General features: G+C 67.5%; 16 protein-coding genes and 2 pseudogenes. 9 read left to right on the top strand and 9 right to left on the bottom strand.

Going from position 1 to position 19,921, the window contains the following annotated elements:
• Positions 1-2: 2 nt before the first annotated feature.
• Entirely contained in the window at positions 3-3,080 is a 3,078-nt protein-coding gene (locus tag ACLLJJ_RS16905; RefSeq protein ID WP_434591958.1) for a type I restriction endonuclease subunit R, read from the top strand.
• A gap of 94 nt (positions 3,081-3,174) precedes the next feature.
• Here the strand turns inward: ACLLJJ_RS16905 and ACLLJJ_RS16910 are convergent, their stop codons facing one another.
• From ACLLJJ_RS16910 to ACLLJJ_RS16920, 3 genes are all read right to left on the bottom strand, one after another.
• A complete protein-coding gene (locus ACLLJJ_RS16910; RefSeq protein WP_434591960.1) occupies positions 3,175-4,944 on the bottom strand; it encodes a tyrosine-type recombinase/integrase in 1,770 nt (589 codons plus the stop codon).
• Between the two features lie 11 nt (positions 4,945-4,955).
• On the bottom strand, positions 4,956-5,255 hold the full coding sequence (locus ACLLJJ_RS16915; RefSeq protein WP_434591963.1) for a helix-turn-helix domain-containing protein: 300 nt from the start codon (positions 5,253-5,255) through the stop codon (positions 4,956-4,958).
• Between the two features lie 124 nt (positions 5,256-5,379).
• Positions 5,380-5,904: a helix-turn-helix domain-containing protein gene (locus ACLLJJ_RS16920; RefSeq protein WP_434591966.1), complete on the bottom strand. Its 525-nt coding sequence runs from the start codon at positions 5,902-5,904 to the stop codon at positions 5,380-5,382.
• A gap of 328 nt (positions 5,905-6,232) precedes the next feature.
• Here ACLLJJ_RS16920 and ACLLJJ_RS16925 point away from each other — a divergent pair.
• The 6 genes and pseudogenes from ACLLJJ_RS16925 to ACLLJJ_RS16950 all read left to right on the top strand — a co-directional run bounded on the left by ACLLJJ_RS16925 (position 6,233) and on the right by ACLLJJ_RS16950 (position 12,803).
• Positions 6,233-7,760: pseudogene (locus ACLLJJ_RS16925) on the top strand (DnaB-like helicase N-terminal domain-containing protein).
• Between the two features lie 274 nt (positions 7,761-8,034).
• Positions 8,035-9,357 (top strand): hypothetical protein, encoded by a 1,323-nt coding sequence (locus ACLLJJ_RS16930; protein ID WP_434591969.1) that lies wholly within the window; start codon positions 8,035-8,037, stop codon positions 9,355-9,357.
• A gap of 53 nt (positions 9,358-9,410) precedes the next feature.
• Positions 9,411-9,857, top strand: a complete 447-nt coding sequence (locus tag ACLLJJ_RS16935) for a hypothetical protein (protein ID WP_434591972.1) — start codon at positions 9,411-9,413, stop codon at positions 9,855-9,857.
• Positions 9,858-10,037: 180 nt separating this feature from the next.
• The gene (mobC, locus tag ACLLJJ_RS16940; protein ID WP_434591975.1) at positions 10,038-10,574 is read left to right on the top strand and encodes a plasmid mobilization relaxosome protein MobC; all 537 of its coding nucleotides are present in this window, start codon (positions 10,038-10,040) and stop codon (positions 10,572-10,574) included.
• Complete coding sequence (locus tag ACLLJJ_RS16945) at positions 10,571-12,220, top strand: relaxase/mobilization nuclease domain-containing protein (RefSeq protein ID WP_434591978.1); 1,650 nt, start codon at positions 10,571-10,573, stop codon at positions 12,218-12,220. Before mobC ends, ACLLJJ_RS16945 begins: the two co-directional genes overlap by 4 nt.
• Before the next feature lie 202 nt (positions 12,221-12,422).
• Positions 12,423-12,803, top strand: a complete 381-nt coding sequence (locus ACLLJJ_RS16950; RefSeq protein ID WP_434591981.1) for a hypothetical protein — start codon at positions 12,423-12,425, stop codon at positions 12,801-12,803.
• Between the two features lie 157 nt (positions 12,804-12,960).
• On the opposite strand, the gene ACLLJJ_RS16955 is transcribed toward ACLLJJ_RS16950, so the two are convergent.
• Both ACLLJJ_RS16955 and ACLLJJ_RS16960 read right to left on the bottom strand, forming a co-directional pair.
• Positions 12,961-13,215 (bottom strand): hypothetical protein, encoded by a 255-nt coding sequence (locus tag ACLLJJ_RS16955; protein ID WP_434591983.1) that lies wholly within the window; start codon positions 13,213-13,215, stop codon positions 12,961-12,963.
• An 87-nt stretch (positions 13,216-13,302) separates the two neighbouring features.
• Entirely contained in the window at positions 13,303-14,901 is a 1,599-nt protein-coding gene (locus ACLLJJ_RS16960) for an ISL3 family transposase (RefSeq protein ID WP_434588078.1), read from the bottom strand.
• Positions 14,902-15,011: 110 nt separating this feature from the next.
• Here ACLLJJ_RS16960 and ACLLJJ_RS16965 point away from each other — a divergent pair.
• A pseudogene (locus ACLLJJ_RS16965) lies at positions 15,012-16,184 on the top strand (IS30 family transposase); the annotation flags it as partial.
• Here ACLLJJ_RS16965 and ACLLJJ_RS16970 read toward each other — a convergent pair.
• The 4 genes from ACLLJJ_RS16970 to ACLLJJ_RS16985 form a co-directional block, all read right to left on the bottom strand.
• Positions 16,146-16,589: a hypothetical protein gene (locus tag ACLLJJ_RS16970; protein ID WP_434591985.1), complete on the bottom strand. Its 444-nt coding sequence runs from the start codon at positions 16,587-16,589 to the stop codon at positions 16,146-16,148. The pseudogene ACLLJJ_RS16965 and the gene ACLLJJ_RS16970 sit on opposite strands and share 39 nt — an antisense overlap.
• A gap of 90 nt (positions 16,590-16,679) precedes the next feature.
• The gene (locus ACLLJJ_RS16975) at positions 16,680-17,117 is read right to left on the bottom strand and encodes a hypothetical protein (protein WP_434591988.1); all 438 of its coding nucleotides are present in this window, start codon (positions 17,115-17,117) and stop codon (positions 16,680-16,682) included.
• Positions 17,118-17,210: 93 nt separating this feature from the next.
• A complete protein-coding gene (locus tag ACLLJJ_RS16980; RefSeq protein ID WP_434600442.1) occupies positions 17,211-17,930 on the bottom strand; it encodes a DUF317 domain-containing protein in 720 nt (239 codons plus the stop codon).
• 265 nt (positions 17,931-18,195) lie between these two features.
• Positions 18,196-18,564 carry a hypothetical protein gene (locus ACLLJJ_RS16985; RefSeq protein WP_434591990.1) on the bottom strand — a complete coding sequence of 123 codons (369 nt, stop codon included), beginning with the start codon at positions 18,562-18,564 and terminating at the stop codon, positions 18,196-18,198.
• Positions 18,565-18,907: 343 nt separating this feature from the next.
• On the opposite strand from ACLLJJ_RS16985, the gene ACLLJJ_RS16990 reads away from it, so the two are divergent.
• Positions 18,908-19,894 carry a hypothetical protein gene (locus tag ACLLJJ_RS16990; RefSeq protein WP_434591993.1) on the top strand — a complete coding sequence of 329 codons (987 nt, stop codon included), beginning with the start codon at positions 18,908-18,910 and terminating at the stop codon, positions 19,892-19,894.
• Positions 19,895-19,921 lie beyond the last annotated feature (27 nt).

Genomic DNA, 19,921 nt, shown 5'->3' on the forward strand with positions numbered 1-19,921 from the left:
CCGTGGCGAAAGGAATTCGAGAGCGTGAGTTCCAGAACCTGATGGTCCAGTGGTCCCTCCCGATGGGCTGGCGTTTCACAGCGGGCAGGTTGCTGCAACGTGCGACGACACAAACGGTGATCGTCGGCCAGCTACGGGATGCCATCGTCCGGCTCAACCCAGGGGTGATCGACGGGTTCGACGTGGACGGGGTGGTCGAGGAAATCGTCGCCACAGTCAACGCTGTCGACGGCGGCTTGGTGCGGGCCAACGAGCAGGTGCTGCACCTGCTTCGCGGGCGCAAGGAGTTCCGAGGCGCCGACGGCGTGTGGCACGCCTTGAAGGTCATCGATTTCGAGAACCCGACCGCCAACGCGCTGGTCGTGTCCGACGAGGTGACCATTACCGTCCCCGGAAAGTCTCCTCGCCGCTTCGATCTCATCTACTGGGTCAACGGCCTGCCCCTCGTTGTCGTGGAGGTCAAGTCACCGACCGCCAAGTCCGGGTGGGCCAACGCAGCCCGCGAAATCAACGACATATACGCCACCGAATATCCGTGGTTCTTCACTCCTAACGTCTTTGCTGTCGCCTCCGACGGGCTGAAGTTGCGGTTCGGTGCCGCTGGTTCGCCCCTGAATCTGTGGCAGCCGTTCCGATCCACTGACGACGACGAGAGCCTGTCCGGGCCAGCCGACGTACATCGCTCCGTCGAGCTGTTGCTCAACCCGGCCACGATCCTGGACATGCTTGCCAATTTCGCCCTCTTCGACACCTCCGGGGGCGGGGCGGACAGGAAGTACCTTCCCCGATACCCGCAGATGGAAGCCGCCCATCTGATCCACAGGCGAGTCCTTGCCAACGGCAAGAAGGGGCTGATCTGGCACCACCAGGGCAGCGGAAAGACACTGCTGATGGTGTTCGCCGCCTCACTGTTGCTGGCCGACACTCGGACCGAGTCGCCCACGATCGTCTTGCTCTCGGACCGCACCCAGCTCGTCCGGCAGACCTCCGGGGTGTTCACCGCGGCGATGGGAGACGCCTATTTCCACCAACCTGCCCTCAGCGCGGATTTACGTTCCCTGCTGGCCGATGACGTGCGCGGCGTCATCTCCACCACCGTCCACAAGTTCGCCGAAGCTGGTAAGGACCTATCGACCCGCGGCAACATCATCGTGCTGGTCGACGAAGCACATCGCACCCAGTCCTCCGATTCGAAGTCCCTGGCCGGGCAGATGCGCGCAGCACTGCCGAACGCGAAGTACTTCGGCATGACCGGAACCCCCGTCAGGAACCTCGCAACCGACACTTTCGCTCTTTTCGGCGAAGAGACCGACCCAGAACGAGTGTTGCACCGGTACTCGGTGTCCCGGTCTCTGCAGGACGAAGCGACCGTCCCGGTCATGCTGGACCCGCACCCGGTCACCTTCGAGATGAACGACCAGGCGTTGCAGGCCGAGTTCGACGAATTCGCCGACCAATTCGACCTCGACGACCCTGACCGTGAGACCCTGTCCCGCAAGTTCGGGCGTCTCACCTCGGTCTTCGCTAATCCCGACCGCATACACACGGTCTGCCAGGACATCGTGGACCATTACCTGGCCGGCATGTACCGCAACGGCCTCAAGGCCCAGGTCGTCGCTTACAACCGTGAGTTGGCCGTGGCATACACGGACAAGATCAACGAGCTGCTGGCCGGCTTCGAGGTGTCGCGGGTGCTCGCGGAGGTCGGCAAGCATGACCAGATCACCGCAGAGGTGAACATCCACGTTTCGGAGGCCAAGAGCGAAGACGCCGCCATGAAGCCGTATCGGCTCTCGGATGTCGACGAAGAGGACCAGAAGCGGCGATTCCTCGCCCCGGACGACCCTCTGTGCTTCCTGGTCGTGACGGCCAAGCTGATGACCGGGTTCGACGCACCCAACGAGGGCGTCCTCTACCTGGACAAGCCGCTGAAGGCCCACAACCTGTTCCAGACGATCACCCGCCCGAACCGCACTTGGGTGTCCCCGACCACCGGATTCATGAAGACCACCGGCGTTGTAGTGGACTACATCAGCCTGGGCGAAGAGGTCCAGCGCGCCGTCGTCGACCCCACTTCAGAGGGGTCCGCCGGCAAGGGGGGCGGGTTCGTCACCGACCTGACCGATCTGGTCGCCGAGTTCCGCACCACCTTCGCCCGCATCGAAGACCTACTCGCTAACGTGGATGGCTTGGACCTCACGGTCCACGGTTACGAGTCCGTGCGAACCATCAACGCCTTCCTGGACGCCACCCCGGCCGCCGCCGAGGCGTTCGCCAAGGACTTCCGGCTACTGGCCCGGCTGTACCCGCTCATCAATACCGACAAGCGGGTCGCCAAGTACCAGGACGGCTTCGGGCTCTTCGGGTCCGCGTACGCGACACTGTTCAAGAAGTCCTCCGACGAGGAGAGGAGGGAACGGTTGGGCGAGCTGGGACCGATGGTCCTGGAAATAATCAATGCCCACGTCCACTCCTTCTCTGTGGCTGCCTCACAGGAGGAAGCCCTCGTCCTGGACGCCCAGGGCATCTTCATCCTCAAGGAGTTGCTGGCCCTCGTCCGCCCCAAGTCCGACAAGGACGACGAGGACAAGAGGCCGCCGTCTGCGGCCGAGATTCTGGACAACATCAAGGCCGCCCTCGAAAAGGGCGTCGAACCAGGGTCCGCGAAGTACACCGCCTTGGCAGAGCGAATCAGGCAACTGCGGGACCGAATCATCCAGAACGCCCAGGACGCCCTGGAGTTCCTGGCCGAAGCGCTCCGCGTCGCCCGCACCATCGTGAACGCAGAAAAGCACCCCGACGAAGTCATCGTGCTGGACGACGATCATGTAGGTGTACTTTCGCGGATCATCCACGACCACGCACCGTCCGGCCTCACGGTCACCGAGCGGAACCTAGCCGAGGAGATCGATCAGGTGGTCACCCGCACCCTCGCCCAATCATGGGACAACGCCGACGCGCGCAATCGAGGCGTCCGCCGCGCCACCGCCGCGGTTTTCCGTCGGTACATGATGAAGCCGGTGGGCGAGCCGTATGGCTCGACCGTCGCTTACATCCAGGCCCACTACCTCGTCGACTGACGAACGCGTGAAGCCCGGCAACCTATGACGGTTGCCGGGCTTCGTAGCGTTGCCCGATCTCCGGCCTATCCCTTGGGCCGCACCTGACGGCGAGCTAGCCGACGTCGAGGTCTCCGTACTTTCCCGGATTCCTCGCCCTGTCCACGGCCTGTGCGCAAGCCTCACGCAGGGCGGCCGCAACGGACTCCTGGTCGACGCCGCGGACGTGGACTTCGACCTCCTGTCCGAGGCGGCGCGCGGTGTGCCAACGAACTGGCAGGTCGGTGTAGAGGTGCGGCTCGAACTCCCATGCCGTCACCGACCATGGCTCCCGGCGGCCGGTGTTGAGCCGTTCGCCGCCGGGCAGGAACGCAGCCTGGGCGTGGTGAACGAGTCGACGATCGGGCATTCGGTCACGGATGGCCGGCAAACCGCCGGGGCCCTCCTGCTCCCACTTCGCCTGTTTCCATTCCTCGACCTCCGCCAAGCGGTCTGGGCCGTCGGCGCCCCACCGTGAGACCACGGCATCCGCATGGTCTCGGTGCAGAAAGGGGACGAGGCGAGTGTCGAGGACAGCCACGAACACCGTCACCCCGGCCAGGTTCGTGTCCCGACTCGGGACAGGCTCGGAGGCTACAAGTGCCGGCGGGGGCGTCTGCGGCGTATTCCCCCAGAGCAGGCCGCTGATCTTGGCGGCCGTCTGCTGGAGCACGGGGCTGGTGAGGTGCTGGTAGCGGCTGCGCATCCGGGCGGACTTCCCGGGTTCCCAGCCCAGCATCCGGTCGACGACCGCGTCGGGGACATCGAGGATCAGCAAGACCGTGGCAGCGGTGTGGCGGGCATCGTGGAGGCGAGCGTCGCGGACCTTTGCTGCCTTCAGCAGGTCCTTCCACCGGTGGTAGTCGGTGTTGGGATTGAGCGGCTCGCCGGTCGGCGAGGTGAAGACGTACTCCTTGTCCACCCAGAGATCGCGGGCAAGAGCCCGCTCAAGGTCCTGCTGCTCCTTGTGCAGGCGCAGCAGCTTCACCAGTTCCTCGGGCACGCCGATGGGGCGCTTGCCCGCGCGCGTCTTGGTGTCCTTCGTTTCGCGGCGGACGCTGATCCGCTGTCGGCAATAGCCCGGCTTGCGACCGCACTTGTCGCCGCAGCCGTGCTGGTAGCGGGGCCGCAGACGTCCACGGCGTACGAGGAGCACGCCTGCCTGGAAGTCGACGTCCTTCCACTGCAGGCCGAGGACCTCGCCCTGGCGCAGGCCGAGCGCGAGGGCGATGACCCAACGGGCGGTGTTGCGGTGCTTGTTCGCTTCGAGGAGGAGGCTCTGGACCTCCTCCAGGGAGTACGGCTCCACCTCCTCTTCTTCCAGCTTCGGCGCCTTGGCGATCGAAGCGGGGTTGGAGGTGAGGTGGCGGCGGCGCTTTGCCTCGTTGAGCGCGGTCCGCATGGTGCGGTGCACCTGGTGGGCGGTGCCAGCGGAACTGCCGTTCGCCTGCATCTTCTTGTAGAAGCGCTCCAGGTGCTCGGGCTCCAGTTTCTCCAGGCGGTGGGCGCCCAGGCCGGGTATGAGGTGGTGGTAGACCGCGACGCGGTAGCCGTCGATGGTGTTCTCGGCGACGCTCGATGCGGCGATGTTCTCCACCCAGTGGTTCAGCCACGTTTCGACCGTCCAGGACTGGCCGGCCTTGCGCACACCGGTGGAGTCACGCTGCTTTTCCAGCTCGCGTACAACCTTGGTGGCTTCGGCTCGGGTCTTGCGGCTGACATGGCGGCGGTCGGGCGTGCCATCGTCCTTCACACCGACGGTGACACGGCCGTGCCAGCGGCTGTCTTTGCCGTGGTAGATGGTGGAGGCGCCGTTGGGCTGGCGGGAGTTCGGGGGCTTGGCCATGGTCGTCCCCTTCAGGCCGCGGTCGTGTAGTCCGCTGCGCGGGGGAGCCTGGTGAGAAAGTCATTCACCGCCTCGGCGGGGATGCGGCGCAGTCGGCCGATCTTCACGGAGGTGATTTCGCCGGAGGCGACGTACTCGTACAGCTTGGTGCGGCCGATTCCGATCCGTCGGGCTGCTTCGGCGACGGTGAGGCCGACGAGGGTCGCATCCCCATGGGTGGTGTCGCGCTGGCCGACCAGGGTGCGCAAGGCCGCCTCGGGGACGCCGAGGAGCTGGGCGATCTGGGCGACGGGCAGGTCGTTTTCAGGCATGGGGAGTCCTTCTCCTGGCTGGCGGTGGGGCGGCAACCCCGGCCTGGCCGGTTGATCTCGGGATGAGTGCGGTGTGCTTCCGGTACCTGGGGGTTCGCGGTCCCAGGCCGGGCGATGAGACGAGCTACTCGTCAGAGGTGGTGTCGGGGTGTTCGGCCTCGGCCGGCGGGCCGGGCGGAGGTCCGAATATCTCCGTATTCATTTGCATGACGCTTTCGGCGATGGCGTTGGAGACCATCACCTCCGCGTCTTCGCGGATATCGGGGTGCTCTGCGATGTAGGCGTCGAAGCCGTCGCGAGCCTGGGCGAAGGCGTGCTGGGCGCGCATGGTCGCTTGCTGGGCTGCGACGACCTTGCCGATGAGTTCCATGGCCCGGCCCTTCGCGGCGAGCCGCGGGGGGCCGGCGAAGTTCTGGAGGTCGACGCCGAAGACGTCGGCGAATCCGATGGCTTCGTCGAGGTTGATGCGGCGCTTGCGGTTCTCGATGCGCCACACCGCGGACGGGTTCATGTCGTAGCCGGCCTCGTTCAGGCGTTCCGACAGCGTGGTCGTGCTCCATCCGCGCTTGTCGCGTTCCAGCTTGATGCGTACAGCGGCGTTCTCCTCGCCGCTGAGCAGGATTCCCTCGGGAGTCTCGTCGTCCGCCATCCGCCCCTCCTTCCTGTCGCAGGGTTCTCCTGCGGCTTGCAGTCGAGCTACAACAATAACATGGAATCTGCATACGGCAGAGGAGTGCTGCTAATCGCACAGTACGCAGTCGCCGCTTCACGCTCTGCACATGGCAGAGAGGCGTTGCCTTTTGCAGATCATGTGGCATACTTGTAGCCCAGCCCCGCCACCGACAGGAGCCCACGCACAAAAAACCCCTCGGTGTGCACCGAGGGGTTCAAAGCGCAAACCTCACAACCGCCATCCCTAGCGATCAACCTGCCTGGCCGGGATTGCCGTCCCTTATGGCCTGCAGGAGAGGAGCTTCATGAACCAGGGTACGCCCCTGCCCCCGTACTCGCCATCCCTCGCCGTAGCGGGTGCCGAGCCGCCCGATGCCGCGCAGGCTCAGTTCAACAACGAGGCCGAATGCGCGGTGCTCGGTGCCTGCATGCACGACGGGACCGTCGTCGACACGGTCCGGTCCGTGCTGGGCGACGACGCCTTCTACCGGCCCGCGCACGAGACCATCTGGCGCGCGCTGCTGGCCCAACGCCGTGAGGACAGGCCAACCGACCCGATCGTCCTCACTGAGCTGCTCCAGCAGCAGGGCGACCTGCAGCGCGTCGGCGGTCCCGTCTACGTGCACCAACTGGCGAACCTGCTCTACGGCACCGGCAACGCGGAACACCACGCGGAGATAATCCGTGCGAAGGCGGACCTCCGCCGGCTGCACGCCTCCGCCATCCGCACCCTCCAGCGCCCAAGAGCCGGGAGCGGATCCCCAGGCGATACGCAGCGAGATCGAGACGGAAGTGCGCGCCGAGCGCGAGCGGGCACTGGCCTCGGGCCAAGGACGCCTCAACCGCTTCGCCACCAACGGCTGGACCTTCGTCCAGGAGACCGGCGCGGACACCGAACCCCTGTGGGGGACCCGCGAGAAGACCGTCTGGGCCTCCGGCGAGAGCCTGATGATCGTCGGCGCTCCGGGCGTCGGGAAGACCACCCTGGCCCACCAGGTGATCTTCGCCCGCCTCGGCCTGCAGGCGACTGCTCTGGAAATGCCAGTCGCCCCCAGCAGGCGGGTGCTCTACCTGGCCATGGACCGACCCAAGCAGATCGCCAAGGCCATGAAGCGCCTCGTCTTCCCCACCGACGAAACGATCCTGCGCGAACGGCTCGTGGTCTGGGAGGGGCCGCTGCCCGCCACCCTGGACAAGGAGCCCGACCTCCTCGCCGACCTCGCCGCAGCCCACCAAGCCGACACGATCGTGATCGACAGCCTCAAGGACGCGGTCAGCACCATGGTCGACGACAGCCTCGCCGTCGCCTTCCACAACGCCCGCAACCGGGCCCTGCGGGGTGGCGTGGAAATCCTGGAACTGCACCACCAGCGCAAGGCGACCGCCGACGCCCCGCGCGGCCAGCGCCCCACCCTCGACCAGGTCTACGGCTCCACCTGGTACGTCTCCGGCGCGGGAAGCGTCCTGTTCGTCACCGGCAAAGCCGGCGACCCCGCCGTCACCCTGCACCACCTCAAGACCCCCACCGGCGAGATCGGCCCGCTGGACGTCACCCACGACCACGTGCGCGGCACCACCACGGTCGACCCCACCAAGGACCCCGCCGTCCTCCTGCGCAACGCACCAGGCGGGATGACCGCCCGCGACCTGGCGACCGTCCTGATCGGCGGAGGCGAGCCCGAGCGCGCCGACGTGGAGAAGGCACGGCGCCACCTGTCCCGCCTCGTCGACAGCGGCCTGGCAACCAGGGCAGACGGCATCGCCGGAGGAGCCGGTGGCGGGCAGCAGACCCGCTTCTACGCCTCCGCCCGCCACCTGACCTCCGTCGGCTGAACCCCCGCGACCACCTGCGATCCCCCCGCGCAAAAGCGTTCACGGAAGCGTTCACGCGGCCCCCGTCCTTACACACCCCCACGGACCGCACACAGCGTTCACGCCCAACGCAAAACCGCAGGTCAAACGATCACGGAAGCGTTCACGCCGTACACGCACCCCACCGTTCACGCGCGGGCCCCCCTTTAGAAGGGGGCCCGCGTGTACGCCCCCTCCGTGAGCGCCTCTCACTCCCACCCCATAAACCACACTCCCCTGCCCTGGAGACCCCTGCATGCCCCCCATCGGCCCCGTGCCCCAGGCCGCCCCGAACGTTGGCACCTCGATCCTCCCCAGCTGGGCGGTCTCCCCCGCCTTCACAGCAGCGCTACTCGTCCTGCTCGCGCTTCTCGTCCTGCTCGCCGCGTGGCTGATCCGCCGGCAGCGGCTCCGGGAAACTGGCCACGGCCGGCGGCAGGCGACCACCGCGGTACGGGTCGCGGCCGTGGCCGCGCTCGGCTGTACGGCCTACAGCGCGGACACCAGCTGGCGCTTCGCCGCCGACTACCTCGACATGGCCAGCACCACCGAGCGCGCCTTCATGTTCGCCATCGCTGAACTGGCTCTGTTCGCGACCGCCCTGATGGCGCGCCAGAACCTGAACGGGCCGACGCGGGCGCCGGGCGTGCCCGGTGTCCTTGTGTGGGTGATCACCGCGGTGCAGCTGCTTCCTGCCTACGCCGAATTCGGGCTGCTGGGCGGCACCATGCGGGCCGTGATCGGACCGGTCATGGCAGCGATGCTCTGGCACCTGGCCATGGGCATCGAGCTGCGCCACCGCACCCCCGAGGCCGCCTCCCGCAGCCTGGCCTCCGTTCTCGTCCGCCAGGCACGCGAACGGCTGCTTGCCCGGTTGGGCATCGCCGACCAGGACGCGGACGCTGCCCGGCTCATCCGCGAGCGGGCGCTGAGCGAAGCGGTCACCCTGATCCTGCGCGCCGAGGCCATACCCACCAAGAAGCGTGGCACTCGGCGGGCACGACGCCTGGGATGTCGCCTGCACCGGGCGCTGGAGCAGGCCGACGTCGACGGCGACCCGCTCCAGGACGAGCTGCTCCTGCGCAAACTCGCCACCCGCCAGCAGGTCACGCGACTGGCCTCGCTTCCACTGCCCGCGCGCTGGGAGACGCCCGATGCCCACGCCTCCCAGTTCCTCCCTGCCGCCCAGATGCGGACACAGGACGCGCGACCAGCAGCCGTGCCGGATCCGGGCAATAAAGGTCCGCACAGCGCGGACCGCCCGGAATCGGCCACCCGACCGCAACTCCCGCAGGACGCCAGCTCGGAGGTGATTCCGGGCAGGGCAACGGACCACGATCCGGACACGGAGCCGGAGCCGGACCGTAAGCGCCCGGGTCGCAAGCCCGATCTGACCAGGGACGCCCTCGTCGCGTACGCGGAGCACATCTACCGCGAGACCGGGCGCCTCTCGCGTGACGCGCTCAAGGCAGCCGTGCGCGCCGACGGCCACCAGGTGGGCACCGACCTTGCCCAGAGCGTCGTCAACGCCGTCAAGGCCGAGCGCCAAGGCTCCTCTCCCTCAGGTCACCCCCACTGAACGCAGCTACCCCGACAACCTCTAACTCTCCATCGCTGAAAGGCCCTTCTGCAATGCCCCGTTCGACCGCACCCGCCTGGACCTGCTCCTTCGACGCCTGCCCGATCTGCAACTCCCCAGAGCGCGACGATATGAGCGAGCTGCGTTGCGCCATCCTCGCCTTGCTGGAACAGGGCCGATGGATGGCCTGCGACGAGATCCCCCTGCCTGACATCTTGTCCGCCGGCGGCGACTACCTGAGCCGGCTCATGGTCGGCCCCCTGGGCCAGATCGATGACGGCACCCCAGTGCCCCCCATCGAGGACTGGTCCTGGCTTGATGCCGAGCTGCGTCTGGTTGTCGCCCGCGCCGCCGGACTGGACGCCGTAAGCACCCTCGACCCGCGTATCAACAAGGTCCTGGCCACCGCCGCCCGTCGCACTTCCCGGCAGCAGGTCGATCTGCTCGACCTCGCCGCCGAACAGTTCGCCGAGCTTTACACACGACCGCGAACCGCCTAAGACCACCCGACCCCCGCACCGTACCCGCCAAGGCAAGGACATCTTGACGTGCGCAACCAGGACACCGAACTGCCCACCAACAGCATGGAGATGATGACACCACCAGCCACAACTGCGTCAGCAAGGTATCCCGCTGGACCGTCCACAGGCCGGTCCCACGGGGAAGCCTCCGCCCCGGGGGTGGCGGAGACTCTCGGGCGCCAGGGGGCACCCGAGGGGGAACAGACCACCGCCGCCGTCGACCCTGCCGCCGCTGTTGTGCCGCTGCCCCGTGCCGCCGAAGTCGCCGCCCTGCAGCGCGTCGCCCGCCGGCGCAAGCCCGACCCAGGCGGCCAGCGCAAGAAACGCGTCGATGCCCGCTACAGCGCCGAAGAAAAGTCGATCATCCTCGCCGAGGCCAAGGCGCTGAACGTCAGCGGCGCCCACTACGTCGCCGTCGTCACCCTGGCCCACGTCCACGGCGACCTCACCCTGCCCGGCCAGCGCACCCAACTGGACGACTACATCGACGAGCTCAACGCACTGCGCCAGCAGGTCGCCCAGATCGGCCACAACGTCAACCAGATCGCCAAGAAGCTCAACTCCGGCGACCATCCACACCCTGGGGACAGCGCCCTGCTGGCCCAGACCGATCGCACCCTGGACGCGGTCGGTGCGGCAGTGGGGCACATCGCGGCGGCCACCAACCAGGCACTGAGCGGCAAGGCCGCCCGATGATCGCGAAGATCCGCAACGGCAAGAGCACCGCCGACCTCGTCCGGTATCTGTACGACACGAAGAAGGCCAAGGACCACACCGACCCACACCTCGTCGCCTCCTTCGACGGCTTCACCCCCGACCCCGGGCGCACCGCAGAGGACTTCGACGCGACCAAGAAGCTCCTCGTCGCCGATCTGGACCTGCACGTCAAGCAGGCCGAGCGGCTCGGCCGCGCCCCCGAACAGCATGTGTGGCACTGCTCGATCCGCGCCGCCCCAACCGACCGGCACCTCACCGACGAGGAATGGGGGAACATCGCCCGCCGGGTCGTCGCCGCCACCGGCATCGCCCCCGAAGGCGATCCCGACGGCTGCCGGTGGGTTGCCGTACGGCACGCGCCCGACCACATCCACATCGCCGCCACCAAAGTCCGGGCCGACCTGCGCGGTGCCCGGCACTGGAACGACTACCTCAATGCGGATCGCGAACTGGCCGCTGTCGAGAAGGAGTACCGCCTGTTCGAGGTCGTCCGCGGGGATCGAACCGCTGCCAATCGCCCCACTCGCGCCGAGCAGGAGAAGGCCAAGCGGGCCGGCCACAACCGCACCGCCCGCGAACGGCTGCGCACCACGGTGCGTACCGCGGTGGCTGCCTCCACCAGCGTGGAGGAGTTCATCAGCCTGCTGGAGAACACCGAGACCGTCCTGGTCAACGTCAAGTACTTCCCCTCCGGGGACATGCGCGGCTACACCGTCGCCCTGAACGGCGACGTCAACGGCAAGCAGGAGCCGATCTGGTTCTCCGGCTCCGAGCTCTCCCCAGACCTGTCCCTCCCCAAGATCCAGGACCGGCTCGCCTCCTCGGCCAAGGCCGGCCTCCCCTGGCAGGACACCCTCGCCGCCGCCGAACACATCCCCACCGCCCTCGCACACAACGACGCACCCGCCGCCCAGGCCCATGTTGCTGCGCTCGCCGAAGCCCTCGACACCCTGCCCCTCCTCGCACCCGCCCCCTACCAGCAGGAACTCCGGCAAGCGGCCATCACCTTCGAACGCGCCTCCCGCTCCCGCATCCACGCCGAACACCACCACGCCGCCAAACTGCGCGGAGCCGTCACGAGCATGCTCCGCACGCCGCCGCCCCACAGCTCGGACGGCATCCTCTTCGCCCTGCTCCTCGACACCCTCGTCCTGGCCGTCACCGCAGCGGCCCGCTGGCACGACCTCCACCACCACGACCAACAAGTCGCCGCAGCCCGCGAAACCCTCACCCATCTCCAGACCGCCGCAGACCGGGCCGCCGCCACCCCGCTGGCCGGCCTGAAGCGGGCAGCACCCACCAGCCCCGCCGTACGGCTCCGCTACGCACACATCGTGCGCGTCACCCTGCCCGAGCACGCCGACCGAATCCTGGACGGCTCGGACTGGGCCGCCCTCGCGACGATGCTCGCGCGCGCCGACGCTTCCGGCCGCAACCCCGCCGAGGCCCTCAGGGAGGCAGTCGCCCAGCGCCCGCTGGATGACGCACGGCACCCCGCGCGACTCCTCGTCTGGCGCATCCAGCGCTCCGCCCATCAAGCGACAGTCCCCCACGCCACAACGCCGGCCACAGCGCCCTCGCTGATACAGGCACCGCAACCAGGCGCACACCGCACCCGCCGCTGACCGCAGCTCGGTCTCTGCCCTGGAGCCTTCAATCCGCAAGATGTCACATGCAGAGGGAATTTGTCCTGGTAGCGAGGCGGTCCGGCCTTCGGCCTGGACGGGGGAAGCGGGCGCAACATAGCCGACGATCGCCGGTTAGCCAAACCGGCGATTCTCCGGAGCATTTGGGCCTCCACCCCGAACTCCGGAAGGAACCCCCTACATGCCCTCGACTGAAATCCGACCGCACATCGTCGCCCTCCTGTGCCACTCGGACTTCGAGCTCCGCTCGGACACCAGCACGTGGAGCCACAGCTCCGGACGCCCCTTCACCGAAGAGGAGCAAGCAACGGCCCTCTCCGCCACCAAGGCCGAGTTCGAGGAGTTCGGCGCACAGCACCAGCGCTACATGGAGTACCTGCGTACGAAGGAAGAAAGCCCCAATACCCTGCAGAGCTTCCTGGCCCCGTTCATGGAACAGCTCACGCAGAAGAACCTGGGCAACGCCGTCCAGCTCATGACCACCCCCGAACGGACCGAGTTCGACCGGCTGCTCGGACTCTCCATTGACCCGATCCGACCCTTCACGGCCAACACCTTCTGACCGAGCTGCCACCTCGCGTGGCGCCCGCAGGACTGAGCGAACGGCTCTCACCTGGCCCTAATCCCCCAAGCCCGTGGGCGTAGTTCCCGGTCCCCCCATACATGCCGCAGGCCCGACCGGAAACCTCCGGTCGGGCCTGCGGCATAGGGTCGCCATCTCAGTGCGCCACTCGGGCTTTCTCCACCGCCTTCTCCACCTGGGCGTCTACCAGTGCGGGCGAGCCCGAGACGACCACGACTACCCGCCCTGTACGGACGGCCGTCTGCTTGACCACGCTGGTGGGGCCGCCAGCGGTGAAGGTCATCAGCTGGCTCCACCGCTCATCACCCAGCGGGGGTACAGGCAGCACGCGGGTAGTGACCGTCACCGCGGCACCGCCCGCGACGACCTGATATTTCGAGCATTCGGTCATGGCGTCGAAGATCCGTCCGATACCGGTGGACAGCTTTGTGGACGATCACGTAATTCGGCTCTGTCGCTGATCTTGTGACGGGGTGGGTCAGGGTGTGAGGAGCACCCGCTTGCGGAGGAAGTCGAGGTTGGCTCGTCCGTATCCTTGCCTTTTGAGGAATTTCACTCGTGTGACCTGGCCTTCGACCTGGCCTGAGCTCCAGGGGGTGGACAGGCCGGCGGTGACGGCGTCCTGGTCCCGGCGCAGGCCGTTGACCAGGGAGTGCAGGGCGGGCAGGTTGTCGGCGAGGACGCGTTCCATCCAGGCTGGCAGCTGGTCGCCGCGCAAGTCGCTCATCATGGCGGCGAAGTCGCGGACATGGTCGGTGACGGCGTCGAGTTCGGGGCAGTCGGCCCGGATCTCTTTGAGGTCGGCGGCGTCCACGGCTGCCAGGTTTCCGGGGGCGGTCATGATCCAGCGGACGATGCGGCGGGGCCGCGGAGCTGGACGGGGCACTGGCGGCGCGGTGGTGGAGGTCTTGAACGGGCGGAGGTAGCGGCGGACGGTCTGGATGCTTCCGGTGAACCCCCGGGCGACGATTTCCTGGTGGAGCTGGGCACTGTCGCGACAGCCCTCGTTCCATCGCTGGTGGAGGTAGGGCGTGTGCTCGTCCAGGAGGGTGGACCGGTTTGTCGCCTTGACCAGCAGTTCGTCGATGCTGGTGGCCCGGGCGAAGCGGCGCACGGTTTTGCGGCTCAGCCGCAGTGTCCGGCAGATCCCCTCCAGCGTGCTGCCGCCGTCCAGGAGTTCCCGCACTGCGGTGTAGCGTTCCCTGGTCCGGGTCACCAGACGGCGTTCGCGTCCGCAGACATCGAGCATCGCGTCAACCGGGGGCGGCGTCTGCCAGATGTCGTCGCTGGGCGGCGGCTTGGCCGGTACGGTGTTCTCGAACGCGGCCCGGGCGCAGGCGTGGTGGGCGGATACGGTCTTCTCCACCGCCTCGCCGAGGTTGTGCCACAAATGCCAGGCGTCTGCGACCTGGACCGCCTGCGGGGCGCCGCTGCGGGTGCCCTCGGCATACGCTCCGGCCCTGTCCCGGCACACGATCTCTATTTCCGGGTGGTTGCTCAGCCATGCGGCCAGTGGCTCGGCCTCACGGCCGGGCAGCACGTCGACCGGGCGCCGGGTCTCCAGGTCCACCAAGATCGTGGCGTACGTCGCACCCCTGCGGAGCGCGAAATCGTCGACACCGAGCACACGGATCTCTCCGACAGGCTCTTCCGGCACCGCACGGACCAGACGTAACAGAGTGTCCTTGGCGACGTCCAAGCCCAATACCCCGGCCAGGCGGGCCCCCGCGCGGCCGGCCAGCGCGAGAGCGATCGAGGTCAACTGGCCGCGCAGCAGCGGCGTATAGCGGGCATGCGGGCTGGTCAGCCCCGCGATCTGCTCAGCGAACGTCACCGCCCGGCACCCGGGGTTCAGGCACTTGAACCGCCGCACCAGCAACTCGATCACCACCCCGGCGCCGCTGGCCGCCGCGTCCGCGAGCCGCCGTACGTACCGTCCGTGCACCCGGCCCGACGCGCTACCGCAGTGCGGACACACCCCGCCCGACGACCGAGCACGCGCATGCATCGAGACCACACCGGACAACGACCGCTCGACCACCTCGACCACAACACCGGCCAGATGAGGGAACAACACCCCGAAACTCCGTGAAGTACACCTGGCTCATGATCACAGCCGCCACTGACACCACCCGCCCCGTCACAAGATCAGCGACAGAACCGAATTTCGTGATCGCTCACAGCCCGGTGTCGGGCAGGTATCTCTCCTTCGAAGAGCGTGAAGAGATCGCTCTGCTGAAGGCTCAGGACGCCGGGGTCCGGGAGATCGCCCGCAGGCTGGGCAGGACCCCTTCGACGATTTCGCGGGAACTGCGGCGCAACGCCGCCACCCGCAATGGACAGCTCGCCTACCGGGCGTCGATCGCGCAGTGGAAGGCCGAACTGGCCGCGCAGCGGCCGAAACTGTCCAAGCTGGCCGGCAACGAGCGGCTGCACGAGTACGTCCAGGACCGCCTGGCCGGAGAGATCCGCTACCAGGACGGTGCACCTGCGCCGGGGCCCGCGGTATCGCGGTGGAAGGGACGGAACAAGCCGAGGCGTCAGGACCGCCGTTGGGCCACATCGTGGAGCCCACAGCAGATATCCAACCGGCTGAGGGTCGACTTCCCCGATGATGAGTCCATGCGTATCTCGCACGAGGCGGTCTACCAGGCGCTCTACGTCCAGGGCCGCGGCGGGCTGAAGCGTGAACTCGTCGCCTGCCTGCGTACCGGCCGAGCCCTACGAGTGCCCCGGGCCCGCACCGCTGGCCGGGGGAAGAAATTCGTCACCGAGGAGGTGCTGATCAGTCAGCGGCCGGCTGAGGTGGAGGACCGGGCGGTCCCCGGTCACTGGGAGGGCGACCTCATCATCGGCCTGAACAGCTCCGCGATCGGCACCCTGGTGGAACGCAGCAGCAGGTTCACGATGCTGTTGCACCTGCCGCCGATGCCCGGCCACGGCGGCCCACGGACCAAGAACGGCCCCGCGCTTGCCGGTCACGGAGCCGAGGCCGTACGTGCAGCCCTCGCGGAAGTGATCGTCGACCTTCCCTCCCAGCTCCGCAAGTCCCTTACCTGGGACCAGGGTTCGGAACTGGCGCAGCACGCCCTGCTCCGCATCGACACAGGTCTGGAGATCTACTTCGCCGACCCGCACAGCCCCTGGCAGTGCGGAACCAATGAGAATACCAACGGCCTGCTACGGCAGTACTTCCCGAAGGGCACCGACCTCAGCAGGCACACCCGCGAAGACCTCGCCGCCGTCGCCGCCGCCCTTAACAGCAGACCTCGCAAGACCCTTGGCTGGAGGACCCCAGCCGAGACTCTCGACAGTCACCTACTATCGACACAAAGCGGAAGTGTTGCGACGACTCCTTGAACCCAAGCTGTACACCTCCTCGGCGACGTTGGAACCAGTGCCGCCCGCGTAGGTGAAGGACACCTTCGCCCTACGAGGGAACGCGAAGCCGGCACCGACTGCGGCGCTGTCACCGAGCGCCTCCAGCGCCGGGCAGCCAATCACCGCGACGTCGTCGTGCCGCCCGCCCACCTCCGGCGCGCGGGTGTAGCCCTCGCCCAGATCACCCTCATCGAGGAGCAACCCGCGCAGCGCGGCCGAGGACAACGGCACGGTCACCAAAGCGCTCCTGCCGTGCGACGCCGACGTAGAAGGAGACGCGGCTGGGGCAGGGGCGTTGATGGAAGGGCTGCTCTTTGAGCAGCCGACCAGGGTCAGGGCCGTGAGGATGCTCAGGCCCAGTGCGGTGGTGGTGTGAAGACGCATGCGATACCCCAAAGATGGTGCGGATGGGCTGACCAGGCCGGCCCTCCGGGCGCCGGCGATCCGTAGGAGTGGGGGAGGGGTGTCGCGGGGTTAGTGGCCGAGGTGGCGCAGGCCCTCTTCGAGGGTGGGGTGAAAGTGGTCGGCCGGACCGGAGTTGCGGTTGTACCAGGCCGCGTCCAGGCCCGATTCCTTCGTCTCGTGGCCGCTCTTGCAGCGCAGCCAGACCGAGTCATCGCGCATGCAGAAGACGACCCAGTCCCGGTAAGAGCCGCATGCCGGGCACTGACGGACCTCGCCGTCGATGACGAGCGGTTTCTCCCAGCGCATCATGAAGCCCGAGACGTCCTGGCGGGAGGGCGCCCGGAAGTCAGGCGGCAGGAAATCCGCCTCCACCACCGCCGGCACCTCAACGGCTGCCGGGCCGCAGCCGTCTGGCGGCTGCCACCCACCGTGCATGGCCAGCATTGCCTGGCCCGCACGCTGGGCGTCACGGAACTTACGGTCGGCGCGAGCACGTCGTCGGAACATGAAGGCTCCATCTCTGTCTTCTGCGGCACGGGAAACAGGCAACTCACGGGCAACGACGGCACCGGCACACGTACGGCCGAGCCATGCGGGGTGTCAGCTGCGGCGGACGACGGTCAGCCGGCCCTCGACGCTCTCAGGCAGCGTGCGACGCGGCACAGGAACCGGCGAGGCCAGCGAGGAGGCGAACGCGGCGACCAGGTCGTGCGGGACGCTCGCGCTGAACGTCGAGCACCACAAATACGGGGCACCTGGCGAGGACTCCGCCCACGCCTGCCAGCCCACCAGATCAGGGCGAGGATCGGCGTCCAGGACCAGCGGCGGCAGCAGCTCCAGCGAGACACTGGCGCAGAACCCAGGGTCCATCGCAGTGGTACGCGGACGATCAACATCGCGGAACCAGCCCTGGGTGCCGAGCGCCTTGAGGACGGTCTCCGGGCCCGCGAAGCCGGTGCCGGGCATCGTCGGGGCGTCGATCGCGATGAGGAGATCGGCGAGCGCTTCGTACGGGACGCCGCAGGTGAAATAGGCGTTCCACTCCGTCATCGCGGAACCGTCATGCGCACGGGCACTCAGCTGCCAGGCAACAGGCATGCCGCCGAGCTGGAACGGGTTGCTGGCGAGTATCCACTCGGCACCACACAGCCCGTCCTCACTCACATACAGCAGGGTGTTGCGAGAGCTCGGCCACATACGCCAGCCGAGGCCGACGAGGGTGTCGCCGATCCGCTCGGCAAGAGCGCCGTCGTCACCGGCCAGGTGGCGAGGGGTGACCCAGTACACCGGATACGTCGAATCGGAGGGAGAGGGGTCCATAGGCTGGTGCGGGTACAGGGGCGCCTCCGTGGGCTCGGGGAAGGGGGTGGTGCTCGGCAAGGTGTCGTACGTTGACATGCCTTCCGGCAGCGCACCAGTCATTCAACGATCTTTCCCGTCTGCCCCCAGCGAACTGGTGTCCTTTGCCAACCAATCAAGGCGATTGACACAGAACCCAGTCGTGCAGCGTGAACGGAGTGCGCCGCCTACATCAGGCGGCGGTTCCGTTACCCACAGGTCGTGTGCGATGCAGACGTTGGAACGCCTAGACCAGCTCGCGTTCCACCCATGCGGAGCTGAAGGGATCATGGTCGGGAGCCAGGGAGTACATGCAGAAGCCACCTCGTGCCATCAGCCATTCGTGCGCGGCGTGCCCTGGCCAACGCCTGCGAGGGCCTCTCATAATCGTGCCTTGATGCTGGCTGACCCGGCCCCGCACTCCACGTTGTTGTTCGGCCTTGCCGAAGTAGACGATTGAGGACTCGCCGACCGGATAGGTGATGGGCTCGTCCCCGCCGATCAAGAAGACGTAGACACCGATTTTGGTCGGGAGGCTGGCCGGCCACTCCTTGATCATGTCGAACATCCCGCCGAACGGCAGCCAGCCGCCAGCCTCTAGGACCTCGGTGTTCAACCGGTGCAGTGTGGCATCAGAGATGCTTGATCATATTGGAACCCTACGTATGCGCACCGACACCGAGAGTCGTGACCCTGCATCGGTGGCGGCTAGCCGGAAGCTGTAGGGTCTCGCAGCTCGTTCCTCCTGCCCGCTGAGCAGGCCGTACAGACTCAAGGCGCCGCCCGGCGGCGTGGGAAACGAGAGCGCGCCCCTTGAATCGCAGGCAACTCTCTCGGCCCGCAACTACCGTGTGATGGGCCAACAACCGTCTGCCGAATCCATATAAGATTTATTGCCGCTCAAGGCATCTGCCGAGACCGAAGAGGTGAAGCCGCTGATCCGAACCCAGGAGCCCACCGTGCTTGATCTCGAACTCTCCACCACCGCTACGTCGTCCGCACCTGTCCTCACCAAGCTGGTACTCCCACCGATCCCACCGATCTGGTATGTCCAGAGCCACGAAGTTCGCATCCGCGCAACCTCCGGCGGAATCCACAAGGAGACGGGCCTCCCCATGGGGGCCTTCCTGTACGAGACTGACGACGGCGGTCTCGCACAGCGCCATCTGCGGGACATCATCCGGGAGCCCGCGGTGGACGCCGTCATGGCCGCCCTGGAACCAGCGTCCCCCATCGCCCTCCCGGGCGTCACAGTGCGGCTGCGTGTTGGCGAGGACGCCCGCTACAACACGGACTGGGTCAAGGACTCCGAAGGGCCCGTGCCGGACCTGATGGCGGCGCTGGAGGCACGCGCCGATGCACTCCAGAACCGACAGGACAAGGTAGAGAATTTCGCCGCGCGCGTTCTGGGGGTGAACCGGAGTACACGCTGGAACGAGGCGGTCTCCACCGCCCTGCTGGGTGACTGGACCAGGTCACTGGACGAGCGCGGATGTCTGCAATCAGAAGTCCTTGGCCAGCTGCGCGCCGAGGTTCACACCATCCACCGCCAGCTCGTCCCGTTGTGGCGCCGACGCGTACGGCGTTCCCGACTGCTACTTCTGGACGCCCCGCTCGGCGACGGCCTGTGCCTCTATGACCTCGTCGCCGACCGGGCCGACCTCTCCGACGCCCGCCTCGGCGCGGCCATCCACGACGACCGCCTCCTAAGAATCGTGCAGCACCTGACGTCCGAGGAACGCTTGGTCGTAATCGCCTTGGCCGCCGGTGACGGCGCAACTTGGACCGAGGCCGCTGCCCACGCCGGCGCCTCTGACCCGGCTGCGTTCGGTGAACGAGTCCGTCGCAAGACCCGTCGTCTCGCCGTCCGGGCCGAAGAACGTCGCGCCGCAGCTCGCGCCACGGCCGATTCCGCCATCGGCTGGGCGGACCCACAGGCACGGTGATTTCTTCCCCCGATCTGTCCGTCATCC

The sequence above is a fragment of the Streptomyces sp. A5-4 genome (assembly GCF_051131715.1).
In the GTDB taxonomy this organism is placed as follows: domain Bacteria; phylum Actinomycetota; class Actinomycetes; order Streptomycetales; family Streptomycetaceae; genus Streptomyces.